The sequence below is a fragment of the Cognatiyoonia koreensis genome (assembly GCF_900109295.1).
Taxonomy (GTDB): domain Bacteria; phylum Pseudomonadota; class Alphaproteobacteria; order Rhodobacterales; family Rhodobacteraceae; genus Cognatiyoonia; species Cognatiyoonia koreensis.
On record NZ_FOIZ01000001.1, the window covers coordinates 673,872 to 700,361 of the forward strand.

The following is a 26,490-nucleotide window of genomic DNA, read 5'->3' on the forward strand; positions in this document are numbered from 1 at the left end:
GCTCGGCTGTTTGTTGCATTGTTGCAGAATCACTGATTCTTGAGATCAGACAAGAATGGAGGCTTTATTGTGGTGCTAAACGAGCGTGAACAGCCTCCGACCGTAATTGAATTTAAGGCTGGCGAAGATGTTCACTAAAATACTCATCGCCAATCGCGGCGAGATTGCGGTGCGTATCGCAAAAACCGCCCGTGCGCTGGGCGTTCAAACTGTCGCTGTCTATTCGGATGCCGACGCTGACGCGCTCCATGTTCGCAGTTGCGACGAAGCCGTCCGCCTTGGGCCTGCCCCGGTGGCCGACAGTTATCTGCGTGGCGATCTGATCATTGCAGCCGCACGCCAGACGGGCGCGCAGGCGATCCATCCGGGCTACGGCTTCCTTTCTGAAAACCCGAACTTCGTGGATGAAGTCGAAAAATCCGGGCTGACCTTTATTGGCCCTTCCGCAGATGCGATCCGTAAAATGGGTCTCAAGGACGCAGCAAAGGCACTGATGGAAAAGGCGGGCGTGCCCGTCGTGCCGGGCTATCACGGCAAAAATCAAGACGCTGGCCATCTTGCGAAAGAGGCTGAACAGATCGGTTATCCCGTTCTGATCAAGGCGGTCGCAGGCGGCGGCGGCAAGGGAATGCGGCTTGTGGAACGGGCGGCTGATTTTGCTGAAAACCTCGCGTCGGCACAGGCCGAAGCACGGACCGCCTTTGGCAATGCCGATGTGCTTATCGAAAAATACATCACCAGCCCGCGCCACATCGAAGTGCAGGTGTTCGGCGACGGTCGAAAGGCCGTGCATCTGTTCGAGCGGGATTGCTCTCTTCAGCGGCGCCATCAAAAGGTGATCGAAGAAGCCCCCGCACCGGGCATGACCGAAGAGGTGCGCGCCGCAATGGGCGCAGCCGCCGTGCGCGCGGCCGAAGCGATCGGTTATGCGGGCGCGGGAACGATTGAATTCATCGTGGATGGCGCGGACGGACTGCGCACCGATGGTTTCTGGTTCATGGAAATGAACACGCGCCTGCAGGTCGAACACCCCGTGACCGAAGCAATCACAGGGGTCGACCTTGTTGCGTGGCAATTGCATGTCGCCGCAGGCAATCCGCTGCCTGTGGCGCAAGAGGAATTAGAGGTCAACGGCCATGCATTCGAGGCGCGGCTTTATGCCGAAGATGTGCCAGCAGGGTTCCTACCCGCGACGGGCCATCTCGCACATCTGGCGTTTCCGGACGATGCCCGCATCGACACCGGCGTGCTGACAGGCAGCGAAATCTCTCCTTGGTATGATCCGATGATCGCCAAGATCACGGTGCACCGGTCGGATCGCGCCGCAGCACTGCGCGCACTACACAGCGCGCTGGCACAAACACAAGTCGCGGGGCTGACGACGAACCTAGGGTTTCTGCAACGTCTTGCCGCGCATGAAGGTTTCGCGGCGGGAAAGGTCGACACGGGGGTGATTGCCCGCGATCAGGAACACCTCTGCGCATCGCCCGATCTGACGCTTGCCACGGTCGGTGTCGCCGCGCTGACGGCCCATGTCAAGCCGCAGCCACACGCGGGCTTCGCGTTGTGGGACACCCCGTTCCAGCAGGTGCCGCTTTCACACGGGGGCGAAGACCTCGATGTGTGGATCAGGGCACAAGATGCGGCCCATGACGTGGCGCTTGGTGATCAGGTCATGACGTTCGGGCATGCGGCAGACGGCTGGCGTGCCACGGACGGCCACATAAGACAGGCGTTGCGGCATGGGGATCAGGTGACGGTTTTCGGCCTTGATCCCATTACCTTCGACATTCCCGACCCGCTGGCGCGCGGCGGTACCATGGCTGGCGGGGATGACGTGCAGGCCCCGATGCCAGGGCTGGTCCAATCCGTCGCGGTCGCGCCGGGGGCAAGTGTCAGCGCGGGCGACCGCATGATCGTACTCGAAGCGATGAAGATGGAACATGTGCTGCGCGCCCCGCGCGACGGTATCGTGGCAGAGGTGCGCGTCAGGGCTGGCGATCAGGTTACGGCAGGTGCGATCCTTGTATCGCTGGAACCGACATGATCAGGCTGCATCACGTCCCGCAGACCCGTTCGATGCGCAGCCTCTGGTTGCTGTACGAACTTGGTGTCGATTTCGACCTCAAGACCTACGGCTTCGACGCGGCGATCAAATCACCAGCGTATCTGGCGCTGAACGGCGCGGGCAGGGTGCCATCGCTTGAACTGGATGATGCGGTACTGTTCGAAAGCGGTGCCATCGCCGAAGCGTTGTGCGAACGGTTCCCCAAAGCCGGGCTAGGGCGAGCACCGGGCGATCCGGAACGCTATGACTGGCTGAACTGGATCCACTTTGCCGAAACGATCAGCCAGCACGTCGCGGCCCTCACACAACAGCACATCATGCTGTTCGAGGACCACATGCGCTCTCCCATTATCATGAAGCTCGAGGCCAAGCGGCTCGCCAAGACCTTTGGCGTGGTCGATCAGGCCTTGGCAGGGCGCGACCATCTGCTGTCAGCGTTTTCGGCTGCCGATATCGGTGTGGCGCAAGCGGTCTACATGGGGCTGCATTACACGAAAAGCGACGGCTTTGCCAATCTTCAAGCTTGGTACGACAGGGTCACCGCGCGCCCGGCTTTCCAGAAATCGCTGCCCAACAACGATGGCATCTACGCCCGCGATTTCTATCCGCCATGGGATCCAGCGGGAGAGCATGGATGAGTTTCGTCACCGTCCATGAAGTCGGGCCGCGCGACGGTTTGCAAAACGAACCGGGCGTCATATCGGTGTCGCAAAAGATCGCATTCATTGATGCGCTGCGTGACGCAGGTTTGAAACGTATCGAAATCGGGTCCTTCGTCAGCCCGAAATGGGTGCCGCAGATGGCAGATACGGATGCTGTCATGGCCGGACTGAAACAGATGTCCGGCGTGCAGTATGATGTGCTCGTCCCGAACAAAAAGGGCTGGGACAGTTTCGACGCGGCGCGGGGACAGGGGAACTATGGGATTGCCGTCTTCATCGCCGCATCAGAAGGGTTCAGCCGCGCCAACCTCAACTGCACGATTGCGGAAAGCGTGACACGGCTGGCACCGGTCGTGGCAGCAGCCGAAGCTGCTGGCGTGCCCGTAAGAGGGTATGTTTCTTGCGTCACGGACTGCCCGTTCGTTGGTGAAATCGCGCCTGCACAGGTCGCGCAAGCCGTCGCGCTATTGCGTAATCTCGCGCCAATGCCGGTCTCGCTCGGCGACACGATCGGCAAAGGCACTCCCGAAAGGGTCGCCGCGATGCTCGATGCGGTTCTCGACATCATGCCTGCAAGCGATCTGGCCGGTCATTTCCATGACACCAGTGGGCGGGCCTTGGACAACGTGCGCGCCAGCCTTGCGAAAGGGCTTCGCGCCTTTGACAGTGCGGCTGGCGGGCTTGGCGGCTGTCCTTACGCGCCCGGGGCACCGGGTAACCTCGCAACAGAAGCGCTGGTGGCAATGCTCCATGCAGACGGATTCGATACCGGAATCGACGCGGAAAAACTGGTAGCTGCGGCAAAGATGGCAAAGGGGATGCGCAATGGCGCTGATCAGAACTGAAACAGATGCGCGGGGCGTCTGCACACTGACGCTTGCACGCGCGCAAAAGCACAACGCGATGTCGGCGCAGATGATCGACGACATCGCGGATGCAGCGCAAACGCTCAGCACGGATGACAAGGTGCGCGTCGTCGTACTTGCCGCTGACGGGCCGACGTTCTGTGCCGGTGGCGATCTGGGCTGGATGCGCGACCAGATGGACGCAAGCGACGCTGACCGGCGGGCGGGGGCCATGCGGCTTGCGCGCATGTTGCAGGCGTTAAACACGCTGCCCAAGCCGCTGATCGGGCGGGTGCATGCGAACGCTTTCGGAGGCGGTGTCGGTCTGATGTCGGTGTGCGACACTGTCATCACGGTGCCAGAGGCAAAATTCGGGCTGACGGAAACGAAATTGGGGCTGATTCCGGCAACGATTGGCCCCTATGTCGTGGCGCGGATCGGGGAAACAAACGCACGCCGCGTGTTCATGAATTCGCGCCTGTTCACGGCACAGGATGCGAAAGACTTCGGACTAGTCGCGCATGTTGTCGCGACAGATGAACTGGACAAAGCCATCGCGGAAGAGGTCGCACCATATCTTGCCTGCGCACCAGGGGCGGTTGCCGCGGCCAAAGCCCTGACGCGGTCGCTTGGCACGCCGATCGACGATACGGTGATCGCGGCGAGTGCCGATGCGCTCGTCGCGGCATGGGAAGGGGGCGAGGCACGCGAAGGAATCGCAGCCTTTTTCGACAAGCGAAAGCCGCGCTGGGCCGAATGATCCGGTCTATCGCACTGGCAATCCGGTGATAAGCTCTTCCGCCGTGAAAGCCCCGTAATTCCAACGGTCAAACTGTCCCACCCCCGTTGACCCTCTCGCGGGGCAGGGTTAAGTGAGGGGTAGCCAATTCGGGGCAGGGGTTGCCGCCTGCCTGACAGGGAAAGGAACACCCCTTGCAAGAGCTTGCGACTGAATATCTGCCCATTATGATTTTTCTGGGACTTGCCATAGGGTTAGGTCTGATCCTGATCCTTGCTGCCGCCGTGGTGGCGGTGCGCAATCCGGACCCTGAAAAAGTGTCTGCTTACGAATGCGGGTTCAATGCGTTCGACGATGCGCGGATGAAATTCGATGTGCGCTTCTATTTGGTGTCGATCCTCTTCATCATCTTCGACCTCGAGGTTGCATTCCTGTTCCCATGGGCTGTCGCACTGAAGGATATCAGCATGGTCGGTTTCTGGTCGATGATGGTGTTCCTCGGGGTGCTGACCATTGGCTTTGCCTATGAATGGAAAAAAGGAGCGCTGGAATGGGAGTGATGACAGGCACATCCGTTGGCGCGGACAAGGAACATGGGACGCAGCTTCTGAACAAGGAACTGCAGGACAAGGGTTTCCTCGTCACATCGACCGCCGACATGATCAACTGGGCGCGGACCGGATCGCTGCACTGGATGACATTTGGGCTCGCCTGTTGCGCTGTCGAAATGATGCACACCTCCATGCCGCGGTACGATCTGGAACGCTTCGGCACCGCGCCACGCGCGTCTCCGCGCCAGTCCGACTTGATGATCGTGGCCGGCACGCTGACCAACAAGATGGCTCCGGCACTGCGCAAGGTCTACGACCAGATGCCGGAACCACGCTACGTGATTTCGATGGGGTCCTGTGCAAACGGCGGCGGATATTATCATTACAGCTACTCCGTCGTGCGCGGCTGCGATCGGATTGTGCCAGTCGATGTCTACGTGCCCGGGTGCCCGCCCACGGCTGAGGCGCTGCTTTACGGCATCCTGCAACTGCAGCGCAAAATCCGCCGGACCGGGACGATTGTAAGATGACAGCTCCGGTTGTCCGAAAATGGAATGCAACTGTGGCCCGTGCCGATCTGGATGATTGGGTGGCGACCTATCGCGGCAAAATGCTGGACCACGTGAGAAAAGTGGACGGTTTCCGCGAAGTCGTCTTCCTGGCCGAGCGGGATACAGATCCATGCCGTGTCACAGCGCTGACCACGTGGGATGACATGGACGCCGTGATCCGATTTGCAGGTGACACACCCGCCAAAGCCGTGATCCCCGACTTCATGAAGCCATTCTTTGTCGCTGCTGACCCAGAGGCAAGCTTTCACGACGTTCTCTTGCAGGAGAAAATGCAATGACCGAAGCGCTGAACGAACTCGGCACGCACATCGAATTAAAGCGCACGGATTGCGTTTTGTCTTGGGAAATTGCAAATGACGAATTGACGGTAACCGTGTCGCCTTCACGGCTCGTGACATTCGTCGAATTCCTCAAGAACGACCCTGCATGCCAGTTCTCGTCACTTGTCGACATCACGGCAGTTGATTACCCGTCGCGACAAAAGCGGTTCGACGTCGTCTATCATTTCCTGTCGATGTATCAGAACCACCGTATCCGCCTGCGAATCGAAGTGCGAGAAGACGACATGGTGCCGTCAATCATGCCGGTCCATCCGGCGGCCAACTGGTTCGAGCGTGAAATCTTCGACATGTTCGGTATCCTGTTTTCCGGCCACCCGGACCTGCGCCGGATCCTGACAGATTACGGGTTCCGCGGGCATCCGCTGCGCAAGGACTTCCCGACCACGGGCTATACCGAAGTGCGCTATGACGAAGTGCAAAAGCGCGTCGTCTATGAACCCGTCAGCCTTGTTCAGGAATACCGCCAGTTCGACTTCATGTCGCCGTGGGAAGGGGCCGAATACATCCTGCCCGGCGATGACAAAGCCAAAGAAGAGGCGAAGGGGTAAGTCCGGATGGCTGATCCGACCCTCCTTTACTGCGTTGGCGCAACGAAAGCGGGCACGTCTGCCCTCTATCGTTATCTGCACGATCATGACGCGTGCAAGTTGCCACCCGTGAAAGAGGCGCACTATTGGGACACCTTCGATCCCGCCATTCGTGAAAAGCAGATCATCGCCTATCGCGACCGCCTGTCCGAGTTGCATGTCATGCGTGACGATGCAAAAGCGGCGGGGCTTGGCTGGAAGGTTGCGAATATGGAACGGCGGATCGCGTCGATGCGCGGGCTGATTGCGGTGCTGGGCGGGGATCGTGATGGTGATCTGGCCTATGCTGCTTGGCTTCTTGACGGGGCAGAGCACGCGCGCCTCGTGGCGGATATGACGCCGAACTATGCGCTGGTGGATGACGCGACCTTGCAGCGCATGGCGGATCTATCCGCGACGACGCGCTTCATCTATTTGATGCGCGACCCGATCGACCGGCTGTGGAGCCATATCCGCATGCAGGCACGGCGGTTTCGTCAGGATGGCGAAGTCTATGCCAAGAAGGCGAACAATATTCTGTGGCGCGTTGTGAATGCAGGGCAGGAAACACATTTGATGGCACGCGGCGACTATGCCGCCACGGTCGCAAGGCTGCGCCGGATTGTTCCTGAAGGGCGGTTGTTTCTTGGCTTTGCTGAAACACTGTTCACCGTGGATGGGCTGACGCGCTTGTGTGAATTTTTGGGTATTCCATACCAGCCTTCGGACGCGAAACGCGTTCACGAAGGCGAAGCGGTCAAGATGCGGGATGACTTGCGCCCGAAGGTGGCAGACTTCCTCAAAGAACAGTATGATTGGGTCGCGATGAACGTCGCGCCACTGCCGGATCACTGGCAGCACAGCTTGAAAAGGGCTTACGCATGATGGACGGTAGCAACATCCGCACGAACACCTATGACGACGGGTCTTCCGACGCGGCGACAAGTGAACAGCAGATCCGGAATTTCAACATCAACTTCGGGCCGCAACACCCTGCGGCACATGGCGTTTTGCGTCTTGTCTTGGAACTCGACGGCGAAATCGTCGAACGTTGCGATCCGCATATCGGTTTGCTGCACCGCGGCACCGAAAAGCTGATGGAAAGCCGGACCTATCTGCAGAACCTGCCCTATTTCGACCGGCTGGATTATGTCGCGCCAATGAATCAGGAACATGCATGGTGTCTCGCGATCGAGCGGCTGACCAAGACCGAAGTGCCTCGCCGCGCACAGCTGATCCGCGTGCTTTATTGCGAAATCGGACGCGTGCTGAACCACCTGCTTAACATTACCACGCAGGCGATGGACGTGGGGGCGATGACACCACTGTCATGGGGCTTTGAAGAGCGTGAAAAGCTGATGGTGTTCTATGAGCGCGCTTGCGGCGCGCGCCTGCACGCGGCCTACTTCCGCCCCGGCGGTGTGCATCAGGACCTGCCAGACCAGCTGGTCGAGGACATCGACCAATGGGCTGTCGAATTCCCCAAGATCATTGACGACATCTCGTCCCTGCTGACCGAAAACCGGATCTTCAAGCAGCGCAATTGCGATATCGGTATCATCACAGAAGAAGACATCCAGAACTGGGGATACTCTGGTGTGATGGTGCGCGGATCAGGTCTGGCGTGGGACTTGCGCCGTGCACAACCGTATGAATGCTATGACGAATTCGACTTCCAGATCCCTGTCGGCAAGAACGGCGACTGCTATGATCGCTACCTTGTCCGCATGGAAGAAATGCGCCAGTCCACATCCATTATCCGTCAGGCCTGCGAAAAACTTCGCCATGAGAAGGGTGACGTCATGGCACGCGGTAAGATGACACCGCCAACCCGCAGCGATATGAAAACCAACATGGAAAGCCTGATTCACCACTTCAAGCTTTACACCGAAGGTTTCCATGTCCCCGAAGGCGAGGTGTATGCTGCAGTCGAGGCGCCGAAAGGTGAATTCGGTGTTTACCTTGTGGCCGATGGGACCAATAAGCCATATCGCGCCAAGCTGCGTGCGCCGGGCTATCTGCACCTGCAATCCATGGACTATGTTGCGAAAGGTCACCAACTGGCCGACGTTGCCGCAATCATCGGTACGATGGACGTCGTGTTCGGTGAAATCGACCGCTAATCGCTTTTTTGGAGAAGACTATGATCCGCTACGCCATCCTCCCCGCTTTTGTCGCTATCTCCGCTTGCACCAACGGTATTCCGGCGGGCATCAGCGGTCCTGCACCTTCTGTTGCGCCAGCACCCGCAGTTGTGCAGCTGACCGCAGAACAGCGTCTTATCAATGCAACCGAAGCAAACGGTTGCGTCATCAACCCCGACACGATCGGCCCGATCATGGCGCAGGCATCCGTCAGCCAGGATGATGTCGTCCAGATCGTGCCACAACTGGCCGCTGCCGGGCGCGCGACAGTCGACGGTGACAGCACGGTGCGCCTGACCGGCGGCAACTGCGCCTAAAATATCGGCGCACAGCGCCGCACTGATACGAAGAAAGACCAGATATGCTCCGCCGTTTGCACCACGACCAGCCTGACAGCTTTGCCTTTACCCCAGCCAATCAGGAATGGGCCGAGGCGCAGATCACAAAGTACCCCGAAGGGCGTCAGGCATCGGCCATCATTCCGCTGCTGTGGCGTGCGCAGGAACAGGAAGGCTGGCTGACGCGTCCGGCAATCGAACATGTGGCAGAGATGCTTGATCTGGCCTATATCCGGGCCCTTGAAGTCGCATCCTTCTACTTCATGTTTCAGCTGCAACCGGTTGGTAAAATTGCGCATATTCAGATTTGCGGCACGCTGTCCTGCATGATCTGCGGGGCAGAAGATCTGGTGGCCGTCTGTCAGGACAAGATCGCCAAGAAACCGCATGTGGTATCAGACGACGGCAATTTCAGCTGGGAAGAGGTCGAATGCCTCGGCTCTTGCGCCAATGCGCCGATGGCTCAGATTGGTAAGGATTATTACGAAGACCTGACCGCCGAACGCCTGGGCGAGATCATTGATGAATTGGCCGCAGGCAAGGTGCCTGTACCGGGCCCCCAGAACGGACGCTATGCGGCGGAACCGCTGAAGGGCCTGACCAGTCTTCAGGAATACGATAGCGGAAAAACCCAGTACAACGCCTCGGTGCAATTGGCAGTCGATATCGGCGACACGGTCAAACGGATTGACGGGACCGAAGTGCCGATCCTCACACCGTGGCGCGATGGTGGCACGGATGTCTTGGAAAAGCCGAAAGCCAAGAAAACACCGGGACCAAAGCCTGCCGCCAACAAACCGGCAAGCAAGCACGGGATTACCAAGCAAGAGGCAAACGCCGACTCAGCCGCAAAACCGCGTGGCAAAAGCAATCCGCCAGTGGATGGTGCCAGCACCGAAAAGAAACCGAAAACCCTGACAGCACCGCGCAAGTCCGGTGCCGACGATCTCAAGCGCATCAGCGGGGTGGGTCCGAAGCTTGAACAGACGCTGAACGAACTGGGTTTCTGGCATTTTGACCAGATCGCCAAGTGGACTGATGCGGAAATCACATGGGTCGACAGCCGACTGAAATTCAAGGGACGCATCAAGCGTGACGATTGGATCGGACAGGCGACGAAATTCGCGGCCGAGTGACGGGCAGGCGATTTGCCTGCAAAGCGCGCGTTTTCCAGCTTAAAACCTTCTATCAGGGCGTGATGAACGGCTGCAGGCTTGACCTGCCGGTGCAGTCACGCTGATAAATGGCCGACGGCAGTCCGCCGGGTGGGAGATAGAAGATAATGAAAGATACGGCACCAATTGGTCTTGGTATTCTGGCCGTCGCGGCTTTGTTTGGCATCGTGGGCGGCGGCGTCGCTTTTGTCATGTACGAGTTCAGTTTGATTGGCGCGGTCTTTATCGCGGCCTTGATCGCGGCACTTGTTATTGTGCTGCTGTTGCTGGGCTGGCGTAAACCGGCACCGAACTTGCAGGAAACACAGGCCGCGCGGTCGGCTGAAACGGGCACGCAGACGAAAGAGGTCGCGCCGGTGAAACCGGCGCCTGTCGCCGCACCCGCACCGGTCGCTGCGCCTGCAGCCGCGAAACCGGCAGCACCTGCAAAGCCTGCACCGGCCAAGAAAAAGCCCGCAGCAGTGCCGGCGGCGGCAGCACCCACAGCGACGGCAGACCTGCCGCCTGTCAGTGCAGATGGAAAACCACCAACGCTTGATGCGGCACGCAACGGTCAGCCGGATGATCTCAAGCAGATCAAAGGCGTCGGGCCGAAGCTGGAAAAGCTTTTGCATTCCATGGGGTTCTATCACTTTGACCAAGTCGCCGCTTGGCGCGAAAAAGAAGTGAAATGGGTCGACGAAAACCTCGAGGGTTTCAAAGGCCGGGTGACCCGCGACGACTGGGTGGCGCAAGCCCGAATTCTGGCGGATGGCGGAACAACCGAGTTTTCCAAAAAAGTCGGCAAGGGCGGCGTTTACTAGGCCTGTTAAACTTGCTTCAATCGCCCTGTCCGTGGCACACGAGGGCAGGGCTTTTTTGTGGACCATGCCATGACCGACGACGAACGCAGCAGACAGGGACGCACTATCGCGATCACGATCGCGGTTGCAGGTCTGCTCAGCATTTTCGCGCCGGGCCTTGTTCGCCTGTTTGGTCTTGCACCCAGATTCGAGATACTCTTCTACCTGATATCGCTGGCTGCGTTCATTTGGTCACTGGTGGTCACGTGGAAGCTGTGGCAAAACACCCGCGATTAGCCATCACACGATAGGACCGACCCGATATGCTCAAAGATCAGGATCGCATTTTTACAAACCTCTACGGGATGCATGACCGCACGCTCAAAGGCGCGCAAGCGCGTGGCCATTGGGATGGCACTGCGGCCATCATCAAAAAGGGACGCGACTGGATCATTGACGAAATGAAAGCCTCCGGCCTGCGCGGGCGCGGCGGGGCAGGATTTCCAACCGGACTGAAGTGGTCATTCATGCCCAAGGAAAGCGACGGTCGTCCGGCATACCTTGTTGTCAACGCCGACGAATCCGAACCGGGCACGTGTAAAGACCGCGAAATCATGCGTCACGATCCGCACACGCTGATTGAAGGCTGCCTGATCGCATCTTTCGCGATGCAAGCGCACGCCTGCTACATCTATATCCGCGGCGAATACATCCGCGAAAAAGAAGCCCTGCAAAACGCGATTGATGAGGCGTATGCCGCCGGTCTTGTTGGCAAGAACGCCAGCAAATCTGGTTGGGATTTCGACATCTATCTGCATCACGGTGCCGGCGCGTATATCTGCGGCGAAGAAACCGCACTGCTGGAAAGCCTTGAGGGCAAAAAAGGCATGCCGCGCATGAAGCCCCCATTCCCGGCGGGTGCCGGTCTTTATGGCTGCCCGACAACTGTGAATAATGTCGAATCCATCGCCGTTGTCCCGACAATCCTGCGCCGTGGTGGCAGCTGGTTCTCGTCCATGGGCCGCCCGAACAACGCGGGCACGAAACTGTTCGCGATCTCGGGGCATGTGAACAACCCCTGTGTCGTCGAAGAAGAAATGTCGATCCCGTTCGAAGAACTGATTGAAAAGCACTGCGGCGGTATTCGCGGCGGTTGGGACAACCTCAAGGCGGTCATCCCCGGCGGATCATCCGTTCCATGCGTGCGCGGTGAGAATATGCGTGATGCAATCATGGATTTCGATGCGCTGAAGGAAAAAGGCTCGTCCCTTGGCACCGCCGCTGTCATCGTCATGGATCAGTCCACGGATATGATCAAAAACATCTGGCGTCTGTCCAAGTTCTACAAACACGAAAGCTGTGGCCAGTGCACGCCGTGTCGTGAAGGCACCGGCTGGATGATGCGGGTCATGGATCGCCTTGTCAAAGGCGATGCAGAAGTCGCAGAAATCGACATGCTGCTGGATGTGACCAAACAGGTCGAGGGCCACACAATCTGCGCGCTTGGCGATGCTGCGGCCTGGCCGATCCAGGGCCTCATCAAGAATTTCCGTGACGAAATCGAAGACCGGATTGCGCACAAGCGTCCGCCCGCGGGAACCCCGATCGCGGCCGAGTGATGCGCGTTGCCTGCATATTGACCGCATGCTTTCTGGCAGCGTGCGCAGCGACGGAAAGACGACCAACAGGTCCGTCTATGGATGCCATGTTGGCATTGCCCGGCGCACAATTTGCAGCAACGCTCGAAGTCGCCAAGGACGTCGTTCAGAGCTGCCCGACATACAAATACAATAATCGTGTGCGCAATGAGCTTGTCCGCCTGACATCAGATATCCCCGGTCAAACTGTCACTCTCGAAGCTGCGCGTAATACGCAGGTTGTCGGGGCAGATGTCGAAGCCGATGTCATACGTCGCAGTCTCCAAGCAAAACATGGCATCACCCTTGGGCAAGACAATACATGCGCTGCGATCGAGGCTGAGATCATCCAAGTCACAGCCATGAGCGCGTTATTTCAGCCAATCTGATGCAACGCTTCTTTGATCGCATCGCCAGCTTTCTTGCCGCTCTTCTGACGGTCGCAATCTGCGGAGGTCCTGTCTGGTTCACCATTCAATCGGTGCGCGCAGGAATCGCGCCAACCTGGGCCTATGGCTTTGCTGCCGCACTGGGTATCATTGGTGTAATCCTCACTCTCGCCTTTTTCCGCAAAGCGGTGCAGGGTGTCGCACCAACACGGATGAGGAAAAGATGAAGAAATTACTTCCATTGGTATTGATCGGATTGGCCGGGTGTCTTGAACCACCTGTGCCTGGATTTGAATTCAACGAAAACGTCCAGGCCGTCGATGACAGTCTGCCCGGTGGCGTGACCTTTGTTCAGAACATTCCGTATATCGCAGTCACCCGCGTGAACGAAGCGCCACTGACAGCAAATGATCTCAACCTCGCCCTGACTGCGACACGTCAATTCTGCGGCTCGAAAGGCGGCACGTTCAGCGGGCGTGGCGTCGATCTAACGCTCGGCTTGCCGACATTCCGTGACGGGGCATGGCTGATCGCCGGTGAATGTCGCGCGCCGCAGCCGCTTGTGACGGCTGCTGCACCGGCAACCACATCGGCCGAATAACGACAGCAATGGAGACAGTGTCACTCGCCCTCATTCTCGGGATATCTGGGTTGGCGCAGGCCTGCATTCTTTCGGGGCTTTGGTGGGTGCTTTTCCACAAACTTGGACATGGCGCGGAATGGTTGCTGGTGGCCGTATTGCCGCTCTCTGGCTTGTTCCTAATCCCGATCGTGTCGTTCATGATCAACTTCACGGCTTGGCAGATGGAAAGTGCGATCCTTTGGAACTCTGTCGCCACGGGTTTCCTCGGGTTTGTTTTCTCCGCCGCACCATTGGCCGTGCTGGTAGCGCGGGTTCTTCAGAACAAGATTCCGGGGTTACGTCTATGAACGCTATCATCATTCTGCTGGTAGTCGCGGCGTTTGTTGCACCCTATTGGATCATCTGGACACGCGCGGGTCATCATGGCGCATGGTCGTTGTTCTTGTTGCTTCCGGTGACCAATCTTCTCGTGCCCTACGTTCTGGCCTTCAAGCGCTGGCCGGTCGAGGTAAAAGAAAAGGCGAAGTCCGATGTTTTTGACTAGTGCGGACATCTCAGCCGGGGCCGCAATTGGTTGGATCGTTTTCGCCGTGATCCTCGTCATTCCGCATTTCCAGCTTTGGAAACGAACAGGGCACAGTGGGCTTTGGGGACTTTTGATCCTCATTCCTGTTGTCAACATTGCCATGCTTTGGGCGCTAGCGATCAAACGATGGCCAGTGGACAAGGCTCATAATGCACCTCGCTGAACTGAACATCGGACGGCTTGTCGCCGACACTGACGATCCGCGCGTCGCAGAGTTCATGAACAACCTCGACCGAATCAACGGCCTTGGCAAACGGATGCCCGGTTTTGTGTGGATGATGGAAGGCACCGGCGGACAAGGGAATACGGATGCCAAATTGGACGACTCGGGTCGGCTTGTGCCGAACCTGACCGTTTGGGAAACGGCCGAAAGTCTTGAAATCTTCGTGTTCAAGACATTGCACAAGGCTTTCATGGCGCGGCGCGCGGAATGGTTCGAAGTTCTTGGGGACATGCATTTCGTTATGTGGTGGGTGCCCGAAGGGCATCACCCGTCGCTGGACGAGGCGATGGGCAAATTGCAACACCTGCGCGATCACGGCGAAACACCGGATGCATTCGGATGGACCTACCTGCGCGCACATCCCCACGCCCCCGAACAGGTTTCCGCCGACGGATCGGAAAACACCTGACCTGATATTGAATATCACCGCCTGTATGTCGATGTCTGACCTAACAAAGGCCCAATGCCTGACAGGAGCTATCACATGCGCAACACACATATCCTCGCCCTCGCTTTTGCGGCTGCAACCGTCGGATTGGCGGGAAATCTGTCCGCGCAATCCGCACTCAAGGACGTCAGCCGCGTCACCGAAGGGCTGATTGCCGTCGGCATGGCGGTGGAGTTGAGCGACAAGTGCGGTGATCTGTCGCCGCGCACCCTGCGCGGCATCACTTTCCTGAGAAGCTTGCAGAATCACGCACGCGATCTTGGTTTTTCGCAATCGCAAATCGACGATTTCGTGGACAACAAGGACGAAAAGCGCCGCCTAGAGGCGATCGCGCGCGCGCGTCTGGCGGATCTGGGCGTCGTCGAAGGTCAGGAAACCACCTATTGCACTGTGGGCCGCACGCAAATCAGCCAAGGCACACAGGTCGGCAGGCTGCTGCGTTAAGTCACGTCCTTTCGGCCAAAAAACCGCGTCTTCCTACTGGCATCGCCCCGCTGCATTCGATAGAACGCCTCTGAGCGAGGCAACCCCTAGCCAGGTCCGCCTCATAGGGAATAAAAGGCGCGCCATGTCCGATCTTCGCAAAGTCATTATTGATGGTAATGAGATTGAAGTAGATGGGGCAATGACCCTGATCCAAGCCTGTGAACAGGCTGGGGTCGAAATCCCCCGTTTCTGCTATCACGAACGCCTGTCCATTGCCGGCAACTGCCGCATGTGTCTGGTCGAGGTTGTGGGCGGTCCACCCAAGCCTGCCGCGTCCTGCGCGATGCAGGTCCGCGATCTACGCCCTGGCCCTGAAGGCCAGCCGCCCGTCGTCAAGACGAACAGCCCGATGGTCAAGAAGGCCCGCGAAGGCGTGATGGAATTCCTGCTGATCAACCACCCGCTTGATTGCCCGATCTGCGATCAGGGCGGCGAATGCGACCTTCAGGATCAGGCGATGGCCTATGGCGTCGATTTTTCCCGTTTCCGCGAACCCAAACGCGCGACTGAGGATCTTGATCTCGGGCCACTTGTCGAAACCCACATGACGCGCTGCATCTCTTGCACCCGTTGCGTACGCTTCACGACCGAAGTCGCGGGCATTCACCAGATGGGTCAGACGGGCCGCGGTGAAGATGCGGAAATCACCAGCTATCTTGGCGAAACGCTCGACTCGAACTTGCAGGGCAACATCATCGACCTCTGCCCGGTCGGCGCGCTTGTTTCTAAACCATATGCGTTCACTGCCCGCCCGTGGGAACTGACAAAAACGGAAAGCATCGACGTGATGGACGCGATGGGTGCTTCGATCCGCGTGGACACAAAGGGCCGCGAAGTGATGCGAATCCTGCCGCGCAACCACGACGGCACGAACGAAGAATGGATTTCCGACAAGACCCGCTTTGTCTTCGACGGCCTGCGTCGTCAGCGCCTGGATACACCTTATATCCGTGAAAACGGCAAACTGCGCAAAGCGACGTGGCCAGAAGCGCTCTCTGCCGCGGCTGCGGCGATGAAGGGCAAGAAGATCGCCGGACTTGTCGGCGATCTGGCCCCGGCCGAAGCAGCCTATGCACTGAAAGAACTGATCGAAGGGCAGGGCGGGAACGTCGAATGCCGCACAGACGGTGCAAAGCTGCCAGCGGGGAACCGGTCGGGCTATGTCGGCACGGCCTCTATCGAAGACATCGACAGCGCGCGCGCAATCCTGTTGATCGGGACCAATCCCCGGATTGAAGCGCCGGTTCTGAATGCGCGTATCCGCAAGGCATGGACGCACGGCGCGACGGTGGGTCTTGTCGGCGATCCCGTGGATCTGACCTACGACTATAATCACGTCGGCACAGGCCCGGCTGCGCTGGAATCCCTGTCCGAGAGCGGCTTTGATCCAGACACCGACGGGCCGTCGCTGATCATTTTGGGGCAGGGCGCTTTGGCGCGCGAGGATGGCGAGGCCGTGCTGGCCAAAGCCATGGCATTGGCCGAAAGTACACAATCCGGCCTTTTGATCCTGCACACCGCCGCAGGGCGCGTTGGTGCAATGGACGTGAACGCCGTGACAGAGGGTGGCCTGACTGCCGCGCTTAACGGAGCAGATGTCGTATACAACCTCGGATCTGAAGAGGGCGATGTCCCATCCGGACCTTTCGTGATCTATCAGGGCAGCCACGGTGATCGCGGTGCGCATCGCGCCGATATCATCCTCCCGGCGGCGGCCTATACCGAAGAAAACGGGCTGTTCGTGAACACCGAAGGGCGGCCGCAACTTGCGATGCGGGCCAGCTTTGCACCCGGTCAGGCCAAGGAAAACTGGGCGATCTTGCGGGCCCTGTCCGCAGAGCTCGACGCGACACTGCCCTACAACAGCCTTGCACAGTTGCGCACGGCGCTCATCGGCAAGCACCCACATCTTGGTAACATCGATGATGTTGCTGAAAACGAATGGACGCCGCTGAAAGCCAAGAAGATGGGCAAGGCCGACTTCCGCTATGCGCTTAGCGATTTCTACCTCACGAACCCGATTGCCCGTGCAAGCCAGCTGATGGCCGAACTCTCGGCGAACGCCAAGGCGCGTGCGGCGACCCCGATGGCGGCAGAGTGAGACATGCGCGCCGCCCTTCTTCCCATGCTGGCCCTTGCGGCCTGCGCTGGTACGACTGTTCCGTCAGGGCTGGAGAACGCCGTGATCTATGAAGGTGTGCAGACAAATCTGCTCGAAGGCGATCTCGTCAACTTCATCGTGAGCGCGTCGGGGAATGCAACGCGCGAGGACGCGATCGAATACGCAGAATGCGCAGCAGCGCAGTACACATTGATCCGCGGTTTCGGGTTCGCACGGCACGTGCGCACAACCGTTGATCGCAACGGCGGGGCCTTCGTGGCCGATGCCATCTATACAATTTCGCCTGACCTGCCGCGCGGGTCACGCACAATCGACGCTGAAGTGACGGTCGCAAACTGCGGCGTCTCCGGCATCCCGACGGTGTAAGGAACAACAATGGTAGAGTTTTTCACCAATACGAACCTTGGGATCGTGCTCGTGATCCTGGGTCAGTGCTTGCTGGTTCTGATCCCGGTACTCGTGGCGCTGGCCTTCCTGATGTATGCCGACCGCAAGGTCTGGGCTGCGGTGCAGATGCGCAAGGGGCCAAACGTCGTCGGTGCTTTCGGTTTGTTGCAGTCGTTTGCAGACTTCCTGAAATACATCGTCAAGGAAATCGTCGTGCCCGCCGGTGCGGACAAGGCTGTCTTCTTCCTCGCGCCGATGATCACGTTCGTCCTCGCCGTTATTGCGTGGTCGGTCATCCCGTTCAACGACGGCTGGGTTCTGGCGGATATCAACGTCGCGATCCTGTTCATCTTCGCTGTAGGCTCACTCGAAGTTTATGGTGTGATTATGGGCGGTTGGGCGTCGAACTCAAAGTACCCGTTCCTTGGATCGCTCCGCTCGGCAGCGCAGATGATCTCTTACGAGGTGTCGTTAGGCCTGATCATAATCGGCATCATCATGTCCACCGGATCCATGAACCTGACAGACATCGTCAAGGCGCAGGACGGGGCCGGGCTCTTTAGCTGGTACTGGGTCGCGCACTTCCCGATGCTGTTTCTGTTCTTCATCTCGGCACTGGCCGAAACGAACCGCCCGCCATTCGATCTGCCAGAAGCGGAATCCGAATTGGTGGCAGGCTATCAGGTGGAATATTCCTCGACGCCGTTCCTGCTGTTCATGATCGGCGAACTGATGGCCGTGGTGCTGATGTGCGCGCTCGTCTCGCTACTGTTCCTTGGCGGCTGGCTGTCGCCCATTCCGTTCTTGCCCGATGGCATCTTCTGGATGGTCATAAAAATGGGCCTCGTTTTCTTCATGTTCGCCATGGTGAAGGCAATCACACCGCGCTACCGCTACGACCAGTTGATGCGGATCGGCTGGAAGGTCTTCCTGCCGCTCTCGCTCGGCTGGGTCGTTCTGGTCGCGTTCCTGACGAAATTCGAAGTCGGCGGTGCCATCTGGGCGCGCTACTTGGTCATGGGAGGTTAAGATGGACTATAACCGCGCCACGAAATACTTCCTGTTGATGGACTTCTGGAAAGCCTTTGGGCTGACCATGAAGTATTTCTTTTCGCCCAAGGCTACGCTGAACTACCCGCACGAAAAGGGGCCTCTGTCCCCGCGTTTTCGTGGTGAGCACGCGCTGCGCCGCTATCCGAACGGCGAAGAACGCTGCATCGCCTGCAAGCTCTGCGAAGCCGTCTGCCCGGCACAAGCGATCACTATCGACGCAGAACCCCGCGATGACGGATCACGCCGTACGACGCGCTATGACATCGACATGACCAAATGTATCTACTGCGGTTTCTGCCAGGAAGCCTGTCCGGTCGATGCCATTGTCGAAGGCCCGAATTTCGAGTTCAGCACCGAAACACGCGAAGAGCTGTATTACGACAAGTACAAGCTTCTGGAAAACGGCGACCGCTGGGAAGCCGAAATCGCCCGTAACCTCGAAATGGATGCGCCGTACAGATGAAGTCGATTGCACATCATATGTGCGGCTTGGCCGTGTGCGGATTATTTGCATCACCTGCCACTGGCCAAGAGCTGACGGCGGACAGGGCAGGTATGGGCGCACTGCGCTTCTTTGCAGAAAATTGCCTTGATTCAGCGCCTTCGTTCAACGACACCCACCGGCTTATGCAGCAGCGCAGCCAGTCGATCGGCGTCACGCTGTTTTCCGATGGCCCAAACCTTGAGCTTTTCGCGCGTGATGAAAAGTGTGTGTGCGCCGCGTCATTCATCGTATGGCACACGCATCTGCCGAATGTCATTCAGAACCTGCACTACGTCGTGAAAGAAGAAGCACGGATTGCATGGCGATCTGCGACCAAAGAACCGACAAAAATCACACTCGACTTCGAAGGTACCGAGGCCTTCGTAGGCATAGGCTATCGGGAAACCACGAACGATCGCGTTCTTGTTGTATCCACCATGATCGAACGCGAGGGGAGCTGTCCCGCATGACCGATAACCCCTTCGAAGCCATGATGAAAATGGGCCAGGACTGGGCCAAGCAAATGAACCCTGCAATGGAAACCTTCACGCCCAAAGCGTGGGAGGCGATGATGCCGACCATGCCCAAGGACATGATGGAAGCCTTCATGGGCAAGGGGCTGAACCCCGAAGGGCTTGATGCGAAGACGCGTCTGCTGTTGACACTGATGGGCCTGACGATCATGGGCGCACAGGCAGAGGCACAGGTGCGCCTGACGGTGCGCCACGCTGTCGAGGCGGGGGCAACCAAGCAGGAGATCGCTGAAACTATCGCGCAGGCCGCGATGTTCGGCGGGGTGCCAGCGATGACAAAGGCGATGGAACTCGCCACCGAAGTATTGGACAAAGGGGACGAGGCATGACTGTCTTCGCTTTCACTTTCTACGTTTTTGCCGTTTCGACGGTGCTGGGCGGTCTGATGACCGTGCTAAGCCGGAACCCGGTGCATTCGGTACTATGGCTGATCCTCGCGTTCCTGTCGGCTGCGGGCCTCTTCGTCACACTCGGGGCGGAATTTGTCGCGATGCTGCTGGTGATCGTCTACGTGGGCGCGGTTGCCGTGCTCTTCCTCTTTGTGGTGATGATGCTCGACGTCGATTTCGCCGAGCTGAAGGCAGAAATGTCGAAATACCTCCCGCTGGGTTTGTTGATCGGTGTGATCATGTTGATGCAGATGGCGATGGCCTTTGGTGTCTGGGGATATTCCGAAGGGGTCGAAACCCGCATCGCTGCACCGCAAGGCGATCTGGATAACACCGCCGCCCTCGGGATGCTGCTTTACGACAAGTATTTCATGCTGTTCCAGCTGTCCGGCCTGATCCTGCTGGTCGCAATGATCGGGGCAATTGTGCTGACACTGCGCCACCGCGTGGACATCAAACGCCAGAACGTCATCGCCCAAATGCACCGCGACCCGGCGGTCGCGATGGAGCTGAAAGACGTCAAACCGGGGCAGGGATTGTAATCATGATCGGACTTGAACACTACCTCACAGTGGCCGCGGCCCTGTTTGTCATTGGCATCTTCGGGCTGTTCCTGAACCGCAAGAACGTAATCATCCTGCTGATGAGCATCGAATTGATGCTGCTGGCGGTGAATATCAACTTTGTCGCTTTCTCAAGCTATCTCGACGATCTGGTCGGGCAGGTCTTCACCCTGTTCGTTCTGACCGTCGCCGCCGCCGAGGCCGCAATTGGCCTTGCGATCCTTGTCTGTTTCTTCCGCAACCGCGGGACCATTGATGTTGAAGACGTCAATGTGATGAAGGGGTAGGGATATGTGGCGTTTCGCATCATATCTTATCGGTGTCGCGTTTTGCCTGACCGCATCGGCGGCGTCAGCGCTGGTTCTCCCACCGCCACCGGCGGATTGTACGCTCCGAGATGGGACCGAAATCCGGTTTCAAGGTGCTGACTCCAACGAGATCAGTCTTGTAGAGACGTCACGAAATGGCAGTTCAGTTGTTCTTGGATTTCCGGAGCAAAGACGCGGTCTTACCATTCGCGCACGAGAAAACGGATCATTGTTTGGCGTTGTTGGTCAACTTCAAACAATGATCGCCAGCCCAGATACGTTTAATCTTTTGGACGTCGCGGCTGCTTTCGACCAAGACAAATTTAACACTGAAATCGGGTATCTTTCGCCTGATTTGCTGCGCTGTATGGCCAAGGATAACTAGTACCATGGAAACCATCATCCTCTTCGCCCCCTTGGTCGGTGCATTGATTGCAGGCTTCGGTTGGAAGTTCATTGGTGAGACCGCTGCGCAGTGGACCGCCACCAGCCTGTTGTTCCTCGCCGCCTTCCTGTCGTGGATCGTTTTCCTGACCTTTGACGGCACAACCGAAAACATCCAGATCCTGCGCTGGATTGAGTCCGGCAGTCTGTCCACCGATTGGGCGATCCGCATGGACCGTCTGACGGCGACGATGCTGATCGTCATCACCACGGTTTCGGCGCTCGTGCACCTCTACTCCTTCGGCTACATGGCCCATGACGAGAATTTCAAAGAGGGCGAGCATTACAAGGCCCGCTTCTTTGCCTACCTGTCCTTCTTCACCTTCGCGATGTTGATGCTGGTGACTGCCGACAACCTCGTGCAGATGTTCTTTGGCTGGGAAGGCGTGGGCGTCGCATCCTATCTGCTGATCGGATTCTACTACAAAAAGCCTTCAGCCAACGCGGCTGCGATCAAGGCTTTCGTGGTCAACCGCGTGGGTGACTTCGGCTTTGCGCTTGGCATCTTTGCGCTGTTCTACCTGACAGACAGCATCAAGTTCGATGATATCTTCGCCGTCGCGCCAGAGTTGGCGCAAACCCAGATGACCTTCCTGTGGACTGACTGGAACGCGGCAAACGTCATCGCATTCCTTTTGTTTGTCGGTGCGATGGGTAAATCGGCGCAGCTTTTCCTGCACACATGGCTGCCCGACGCGATGGAAGGCCCGACACCAGTGTCTGCCCTGATCCATGCCGCGACCATGGTGACAGCCGGTGTCTTCCTTGTCTGCCGCATGTCGCCGCTGATGGAATACGCACCTGCTGCGACGGCCTTCATCGTCTTCCTTGGTGCAACAACAGCGTTCTTCGCCGCGACCGTCGGTCTGGTACAGAATGACATCAAACGTGTCATCGCCTATTCAACCTGTTCGCAGCTTGGTTACATGTTCGTCGCCGCTGGTCTTGGCGTTTACTCTGTCGCGATGTTCCACCTTCTGACACACGCGTTCTTCAAGGCGATGCTGTTCCTTGGAGCAGGGTCCGTCATCCACGGGATGCACCACGAACAGGACATGCGGAACTATGGCGGGCTGAAAGACAAGATGCCCAAGACGTTCTGGATGATGATGATCGGCACGCTGGCAATTACCGGTGTGGGTATTCCACTGCTCTACATCGGCTTCCCTGTCGGCTTTGCCGGTTTTGTTTCCAAAGATGCGATCATCGAAAGCGCCTATGCTGGCACGGCAGGCGGCTACGCGTTCTGGATGCTGCTGATCGCGGCGCTTTTCACCAGCTTCTACAGCTGGCGGCTTATGTTCCTGACGTTCTACGGCACACCGCGTGGCGACAAGCACACGCATGAACATGCGCACGAAAGCCCGACGACGATGCTGGCCCCGCTTTATGTGCTGGCCATCGGCGCGGTCTTTTCGGGGATGTTCTTTTACAAGCCTTTCTTTGGATCGGACGAAAGCGTCGGCAAGTTTTTTGGTGTCCTCGACAAATCCGAGGTATCAGCCGAAGACCATGCGAATGCCTTCTACCTGATCGCACCCGCCTATGCCGCTGGTGAGGAAACCGCCGACGGTGACGACCATGGCTCCGCAGCCTGGCCCGAAACGCCGGGCAAGGGCGCGATCTTCAAGCACCCTGACAACCACGTCCTGCACGAAGCGCATCTGGTGCCCACATGGGTCAAGGTCTCGCCGTTTATCGCGATGCTGATCGGGTTCTTCACTGCCTATATCTTCTACATCCGCAGCCCGCATCTGCCTGCACAACTCGCGCAGCAGCAGCGCCCGCTTTACAACTTCCTGCTGAACAAATGGTACTTTGATGAGCTGTACGATTTCCTTTTCGTCAAACCGGCCGTCGCCATCGGCAACTTCCTGTGGAAGCGCGGCGATCAAGGCACGATCGACGGGGGTATCAACGGGCTGGCCATGGGGATCATTCCATTCTTCACCCGCCTCGCAGGCCGCGCACAGTCCGGTTATGTCTTCACTTACGCCTTCGCGATGGTCATGGGGATCGTTGTGATCCTGACCTGGATCACGCTGTTCGGAGGAGCCAACTAATGGGCAACCTTCTTTCCCTCACCACATTCATCCCGCTGCTGGGCGCGCTGATCCTGGCGCTGTTCCTGCGTGGTGACGATGTTGCAGCACAGCGCAACGCGAAGTGGGTGGCGCTGGCCACAACGGTGGCTACATTTGTCGTCTCGCTGTTCATCCTCTTTGGCTTCAACCCGGCTGACACGGGCTTCCAGATGGTGGAAGAACGCGCATGGCTGATGGGCCTGAATTACAAGATGGGCGTTGACGGGATTTCGATCCTGTTCGTGATGCTGACGACCTTCCTGATGCCGCTGGTCATCGCGTCTTGCTGGGATGTGAAAAGCCGGGTCAAGGAATACATGATTGCGTTCCTGATCCTGGAAACGCTGATGCTCGGCGTGTTCATGGCGCTCGACCTGATCCTGTTCTACCTCTTCTTCGAGGCAGGGCTGATACCGATGTTCCTGATCATTGGCATCTGGGGCGGCAAAGACCGGATCTATGCCTCCTTCAAATTCTTCCTCTACACCTTCCTCGGCTCTGTCCTGATGCTGGTGGCAATGGTTGCGATGTACGTGGATGCCGGCACGACCGACATCCCGACACTGATGGCGCACACCTTCGGGTCCGAAACGTTCAGCCTGTTGGGCGTGCAGATCCTCGGTGGCGCACAAACGCTGATGTGGATCGCATTCTTCGCGTCCTTCGCGGTGAAAATGCCGATGTGGCCGGTGCATACATGGCTGCCTGACGCGCACGTGCAGGCCCCGACGGCGGGGTCGGTAGTGCTGGCGGCGATCCTGCTGAAAATGGGCGGCTACGGCTTCTTGCGGTTCAGCCTGCCGATGTTCCCCATCGGGTCAGAGGTAATGGGCCCGCTGGTCCTGTGGCTCTCGGCGATTGCGATTGTCTACACTTCGCTGGTCGCACTGGTGCAGCAAGACATGAAAAAGCTGATCGCCTATTCCTCCGTCGCGCACATGGGTTACGTGACAATGGGGATCTTTGCTGTGAACCAGCAGGGGATTGACGGCGCGATCTTCCAGATGATCTCTCACGGTTTTATTTCCGGCGCGCTCTTCCTGTGTGTTGGTGTGATCTATGACCGGATGCACACGCGCGAAATCGACGCCTATGGCGGTCTGGTCAACCGGATGCCGGCCTATGCACTGATCTTCATGTTCTTCACGATGGCGAATGTCGGCCTGCCGGGAACATCCGGGTTCATCGGGGAATTCCTCGTGCTGGTCGGGATCTTCCAGGTGAACACTTGGGTCGCAGCAATCGCGACAACGGGGGTGATCCTGTCGGCGGCCTATGCACTCTGGCTTTATCGCCGGGTGGTCATGGGTGATCTGATCAAGGAAAGCCTGAAGACGATAAAAGACATGACGCGCCGCGAACGGGCGATCTTTGCACCACTCGTGACAATGACACTGCTTCTGGGCGTCTATCCAAGCCTTGTGACCGATATCATCGGGCCGTCCGTCGGCGCGTTGATCGGCCAATATGACACAGCCACCGCCGCCTTCGAGGCGTCCACACAACTTGCTGCGAATTAAGGAGCGGGATTGATGATCTCTGCTGATTTACAAACCGTCCTGCCGGAAATCCTGCTGTCGGTCTATGCGATGGCGGCACTGATCGGTGCTGTCTATACGACAAAGGACGATGCGGCATCGCTTCTGACATGGGCCACATCCGGCATTTTCCTGCTGGTTGCAGTCTGGATCGGGATCAACGGGGCCGGAACAACAACGGCGTTCGGTGGGATGTTCATCGAAGACGCATTCGCGCGGTTCACAAAGATCGTGATCCTCGTCTCTGCGGCCGCCGTCCTGTTGATGAGCGAAGGATACATGCAGCGTCGCGGCCTCCTGCGGTTCGAGTACCCGCTGCTCGTCGCACTGGCCGTGGTCGGCATGATGGTCATGGTCTCCGCAGGCGATCTGATGGCGCTTTACATGGGGCTCGAACTGCAATCGCTCTCGCTTTATGTCGTGGCATCCTTGCGCCGTGACAGCCTCAAATCGACAGAGGCCGGTCTGAAGTATTTCGTACTTGGCGCGCTCTCTTCGGGTTTGCTGCTTTATGGGGCCTCGCTGGTCTACGGCTTTGCAGGGACAACGCTGTTCTCTGGCATCATCGCCGCGACTGCGGATGGCGTGTCGCTTGGAATGCTGTTTGGCATCGTGTTCCTGCTGGCAGGTTTCGCGTTCAAGGTCTCTGCTGCACCGTTCCACATGTGGACACCCGATGTCTACGAAGGCTCGCCCACGCCGGTCACGGCCTTCTTTGCGACTGCGCCGAAAATGGCGGCGATGGCACTGTTCGCCCGCGTCGTACATGACGCCTTCGGTGGCATTGTCGGGGACTGGCAACAGATCGTGGCGTTCCTGTCCGTGGTATCAATGTTCCTTGGGGCAATTGCCGCCATCGGGCAACGCGACATCAAACGGCTGATGGCGTATTCCTCGATCGCGCACATGGGGTTTGCCCTGATGGGGCTGGCGGCAGGCACGGCACTGGGCGTGCAGGCGATGCTGATCTACATGGCGATCTATATCACCATGAACATCGGTATCTTCGCGTTCATCCTGACAATGGAAAAAGACGGGCGGCCGGTGACGGATATCCATGCGCTGAAAATGTATTCCCGCGAAGAACCGCTGCGCGCAGTGGCCGTGCTGATCCTGATGTTCTCGCTTGCCGGTGTGCCGCCGTTCCTTGGGTTCTTCGGCAAACTTGGCGTGCTGCAGGCGGCTTATGACGCAGGTCTCGGCTGGCTTGCGGTTGCGGGTGTGATCGCGTCGGTGATCGGGGCCTTCTATTATATCCGGATCGTCTACTTCATGTATTTCGGCGAAACAGAGGATCGGCTCGAAACAAACGGCTCTCCGATTCTCTGGACGTTCCTGATGGGCGCGACCGCTGTGCTGGTGCTGGGTGTCTTCAATTTGTTCGGCATCGAACCGGCAATCGCATCGGCCGCCGCGACGCTTGTCAATTAACCCCGAACACCGCAAGCGA

General features: G+C 58.2%; 35 protein-coding genes. All 35 read left to right on the forward strand.

Features of this window, described 5'->3' with window-relative positions; all coding sequences use genetic code 11:
• Positions 1–127 precede the first annotated feature (127 nt).
• The 35 genes from BMY44_RS03280 to nuoN all read left to right on the forward strand — a co-directional run bounded on the left by BMY44_RS03280 (position 128) and on the right by nuoN (position 26,471).
• Positions 128–2,047: an acetyl/propionyl/methylcrotonyl-CoA carboxylase subunit alpha gene (locus BMY44_RS03280; protein ID WP_089990226.1), complete on the forward strand. Its 1,920-nt coding sequence runs from the start codon at positions 128–130 to the stop codon at positions 2,045–2,047.
• Positions 2,044–2,706, forward strand: a complete 663-nt coding sequence (locus BMY44_RS03285; protein ID WP_089990229.1) for a glutathione S-transferase family protein — start codon at positions 2,044–2,046, stop codon at positions 2,704–2,706. The genes BMY44_RS03280 and BMY44_RS03285 overlap by 4 nt, the downstream gene beginning before the upstream one ends.
• Positions 2,703–3,575, forward strand: a complete 873-nt coding sequence (locus BMY44_RS03290; protein ID WP_089990232.1) for a hydroxymethylglutaryl-CoA lyase — start codon at positions 2,703–2,705, stop codon at positions 3,573–3,575. The genes BMY44_RS03285 and BMY44_RS03290 overlap by 4 nt, the downstream gene beginning before the upstream one ends.
• Entirely contained in the window at positions 3,556–4,335 is a 780-nt protein-coding gene (locus tag BMY44_RS03295; protein ID WP_089990234.1) for a crotonase/enoyl-CoA hydratase family protein, read from the forward strand. The genes BMY44_RS03290 and BMY44_RS03295 overlap by 20 nt, the downstream gene beginning before the upstream one ends.
• A gap of 206 nt (positions 4,336–4,541) precedes the next feature.
• On the forward strand, positions 4,542–4,874 hold the full coding sequence (locus tag BMY44_RS03300) for an NADH-quinone oxidoreductase subunit A (protein WP_423219743.1): 333 nt from the start codon (positions 4,542–4,544) through the stop codon (positions 4,872–4,874).
• A complete protein-coding gene (locus BMY44_RS03305) occupies positions 4,865–5,395 on the forward strand; it encodes a NuoB/complex I 20 kDa subunit family protein (protein ID WP_207510476.1) in 531 nt (176 codons plus the stop codon). Before BMY44_RS03300 ends, BMY44_RS03305 begins: the two co-directional genes overlap by 10 nt.
• Positions 5,392–5,715, forward strand: coding sequence for a hypothetical protein (locus BMY44_RS03310; protein WP_089990241.1), 324 nt, complete (start codon positions 5,392–5,394; stop codon positions 5,713–5,715). The genes BMY44_RS03305 and BMY44_RS03310 overlap by 4 nt, the downstream gene beginning before the upstream one ends.
• On the forward strand, positions 5,712–6,326 hold the full coding sequence (locus BMY44_RS03315; RefSeq protein WP_089990243.1) for an NADH-quinone oxidoreductase subunit C: 615 nt from the start codon (positions 5,712–5,714) through the stop codon (positions 6,324–6,326). Before BMY44_RS03310 ends, BMY44_RS03315 begins: the two co-directional genes overlap by 4 nt.
• A 6-nt stretch (positions 6,327–6,332) precedes the next feature.
• Positions 6,333–7,229 (forward strand): sulfotransferase, encoded by an 897-nt coding sequence (locus BMY44_RS03320; protein ID WP_089990248.1) that lies wholly within the window; start codon positions 6,333–6,335, stop codon positions 7,227–7,229.
• On the forward strand, positions 7,226–8,467 hold the full coding sequence (locus BMY44_RS03325) for an NADH-quinone oxidoreductase subunit D (protein WP_242650542.1): 1,242 nt from the start codon (positions 7,226–7,228) through the stop codon (positions 8,465–8,467). The genes BMY44_RS03320 and BMY44_RS03325 overlap by 4 nt, the downstream gene beginning before the upstream one ends.
• 20 nt (positions 8,468–8,487) lie before the next feature.
• Positions 8,488–8,805: a hypothetical protein gene (locus BMY44_RS03330; RefSeq protein ID WP_089990250.1), complete on the forward strand. Its 318-nt coding sequence runs from the start codon at positions 8,488–8,490 to the stop codon at positions 8,803–8,805.
• 44 nt (positions 8,806–8,849) lie between these two features.
• Positions 8,850–9,962, forward strand: a complete 1,113-nt coding sequence (locus BMY44_RS03335) for an NADH-quinone oxidoreductase subunit E (RefSeq protein ID WP_089990251.1) — start codon at positions 8,850–8,852, stop codon at positions 9,960–9,962.
• A gap of 146 nt (positions 9,963–10,108) precedes the next feature.
• Positions 10,109–10,804 carry an NADH-quinone oxidoreductase subunit E gene (locus tag BMY44_RS18280; protein WP_089990253.1) on the forward strand — a complete coding sequence of 232 codons (696 nt, stop codon included), beginning with the start codon at positions 10,109–10,111 and terminating at the stop codon, positions 10,802–10,804.
• A 69-nt stretch (positions 10,805–10,873) separates the two neighbouring features.
• Positions 10,874–11,080 (forward strand): DUF5337 family protein, encoded by a 207-nt coding sequence (locus tag BMY44_RS03345; protein WP_089990255.1) that lies wholly within the window; start codon positions 10,874–10,876, stop codon positions 11,078–11,080.
• A 26-nt stretch (positions 11,081–11,106) separates the two neighbouring features.
• Positions 11,107–12,402: an NADH-quinone oxidoreductase subunit NuoF gene (gene nuoF / locus BMY44_RS03350; protein ID WP_089990258.1), complete on the forward strand. Its 1,296-nt coding sequence runs from the start codon at positions 11,107–11,109 to the stop codon at positions 12,400–12,402.
• Positions 12,403–12,479: 77 nt separating this feature from the next.
• Positions 12,480–12,809 (forward strand): hypothetical protein, encoded by a 330-nt coding sequence (locus BMY44_RS03355; protein WP_089990260.1) that lies wholly within the window; start codon positions 12,480–12,482, stop codon positions 12,807–12,809.
• The gene (locus BMY44_RS03360) at positions 12,809–13,036 is read left to right on the forward strand and encodes a hypothetical protein (RefSeq protein WP_089990262.1); all 228 of its coding nucleotides are present in this window, start codon (positions 12,809–12,811) and stop codon (positions 13,034–13,036) included. Before BMY44_RS03355 ends, BMY44_RS03360 begins: the two co-directional genes overlap by 1 nt.
• Positions 13,033–13,410 (forward strand): hypothetical protein, encoded by a 378-nt coding sequence (locus BMY44_RS03365; RefSeq protein ID WP_089990265.1) that lies wholly within the window; start codon positions 13,033–13,035, stop codon positions 13,408–13,410. The genes BMY44_RS03360 and BMY44_RS03365 overlap by 4 nt, the downstream gene beginning before the upstream one ends.
• Positions 13,411–13,427: 17 nt before the next feature.
• Positions 13,428–13,739, forward strand: coding sequence for a hypothetical protein (locus BMY44_RS03370; protein WP_131801568.1), 312 nt, complete (start codon positions 13,428–13,430; stop codon positions 13,737–13,739).
• Entirely contained in the window at positions 13,736–13,936 is a 201-nt protein-coding gene (locus BMY44_RS03375) for a hypothetical protein (RefSeq protein ID WP_089990270.1), read from the forward strand. Before BMY44_RS03370 ends, BMY44_RS03375 begins: the two co-directional genes overlap by 4 nt.
• Positions 13,923–14,141 carry a DUF805 domain-containing protein gene (locus tag BMY44_RS03380; RefSeq protein ID WP_207510477.1) on the forward strand — a complete coding sequence of 73 codons (219 nt, stop codon included), beginning with the start codon at positions 13,923–13,925 and terminating at the stop codon, positions 14,139–14,141. The genes BMY44_RS03375 and BMY44_RS03380 overlap by 14 nt, the downstream gene beginning before the upstream one ends.
• Complete coding sequence (locus BMY44_RS03385; protein WP_089990273.1) at positions 14,128–14,610, forward strand: DUF3291 domain-containing protein; 483 nt, start codon at positions 14,128–14,130, stop codon at positions 14,608–14,610. The genes BMY44_RS03380 and BMY44_RS03385 overlap by 14 nt, the downstream gene beginning before the upstream one ends.
• 75 nt (positions 14,611–14,685) lie before the next feature.
• Entirely contained in the window at positions 14,686–15,093 is a 408-nt protein-coding gene (locus tag BMY44_RS03390) for a DUF5333 domain-containing protein (RefSeq protein WP_089990276.1), read from the forward strand.
• A 124-nt stretch (positions 15,094–15,217) separates the two neighbouring features.
• A complete protein-coding gene (gene nuoG / locus BMY44_RS03395) occupies positions 15,218–17,236 on the forward strand; it encodes an NADH-quinone oxidoreductase subunit NuoG (protein ID WP_089990278.1) in 2,019 nt (672 codons plus the stop codon).
• 3 nt (positions 17,237–17,239) lie between these two features.
• Positions 17,240–17,623 carry a hypothetical protein gene (locus BMY44_RS03400; protein ID WP_089990281.1) on the forward strand — a complete coding sequence of 128 codons (384 nt, stop codon included), beginning with the start codon at positions 17,240–17,242 and terminating at the stop codon, positions 17,621–17,623.
• A gap of 9 nt (positions 17,624–17,632) precedes the next feature.
• A complete protein-coding gene (nuoH, locus tag BMY44_RS03405; RefSeq protein ID WP_089990283.1) occupies positions 17,633–18,673 on the forward strand; it encodes an NADH-quinone oxidoreductase subunit NuoH in 1,041 nt (346 codons plus the stop codon).
• A 1-nt stretch (position 18,674) separates the two neighbouring features.
• Positions 18,675–19,160, forward strand: a complete 486-nt coding sequence (nuoI, locus tag BMY44_RS03410; protein ID WP_089990286.1) for an NADH-quinone oxidoreductase subunit NuoI — start codon at positions 18,675–18,677, stop codon at positions 19,158–19,160.
• A complete protein-coding gene (locus BMY44_RS03415) occupies positions 19,157–19,651 on the forward strand; it encodes a hypothetical protein (RefSeq protein WP_089990288.1) in 495 nt (164 codons plus the stop codon). Before nuoI ends, BMY44_RS03415 begins: the two co-directional genes overlap by 4 nt.
• On the forward strand, positions 19,648–20,043 hold the full coding sequence (locus BMY44_RS03420) for a carboxymuconolactone decarboxylase family protein (protein ID WP_089990291.1): 396 nt from the start codon (positions 19,648–19,650) through the stop codon (positions 20,041–20,043). Before BMY44_RS03415 ends, BMY44_RS03420 begins: the two co-directional genes overlap by 4 nt.
• A complete protein-coding gene (locus tag BMY44_RS03425; RefSeq protein WP_089990294.1) occupies positions 20,040–20,645 on the forward strand; it encodes an NADH-quinone oxidoreductase subunit J in 606 nt (201 codons plus the stop codon). The genes BMY44_RS03420 and BMY44_RS03425 overlap by 4 nt, the downstream gene beginning before the upstream one ends.
• Before the next feature lie 2 nt (positions 20,646–20,647).
• On the forward strand, positions 20,648–20,953 hold the full coding sequence (gene nuoK / locus BMY44_RS03430) for an NADH-quinone oxidoreductase subunit NuoK (RefSeq protein ID WP_089990296.1): 306 nt from the start codon (positions 20,648–20,650) through the stop codon (positions 20,951–20,953).
• A gap of 4 nt (positions 20,954–20,957) precedes the next feature.
• Entirely contained in the window at positions 20,958–21,359 is a 402-nt protein-coding gene (locus BMY44_RS03435; RefSeq protein ID WP_089990299.1) for a hypothetical protein, read from the forward strand.
• 4 nt (positions 21,360–21,363) lie between these two features.
• On the forward strand, positions 21,364–23,481 hold the full coding sequence (gene nuoL, locus BMY44_RS03440; protein ID WP_089990301.1) for an NADH-quinone oxidoreductase subunit L: 2,118 nt from the start codon (positions 21,364–21,366) through the stop codon (positions 23,479–23,481).
• Complete coding sequence (locus BMY44_RS03445) at positions 23,481–25,022, forward strand: NADH-quinone oxidoreductase subunit M (RefSeq protein ID WP_089990303.1); 1,542 nt, start codon at positions 23,481–23,483, stop codon at positions 25,020–25,022. The genes nuoL and BMY44_RS03445 overlap by 1 nt, the downstream gene beginning before the upstream one ends.
• 12 nt (positions 25,023–25,034) lie before the next feature.
• Positions 25,035–26,471: an NADH-quinone oxidoreductase subunit NuoN gene (gene nuoN / locus BMY44_RS03450; RefSeq protein WP_089990305.1), complete on the forward strand. Its 1,437-nt coding sequence runs from the start codon at positions 25,035–25,037 to the stop codon at positions 26,469–26,471.
• Positions 26,472–26,490: the final 19 nt, after the last annotated feature.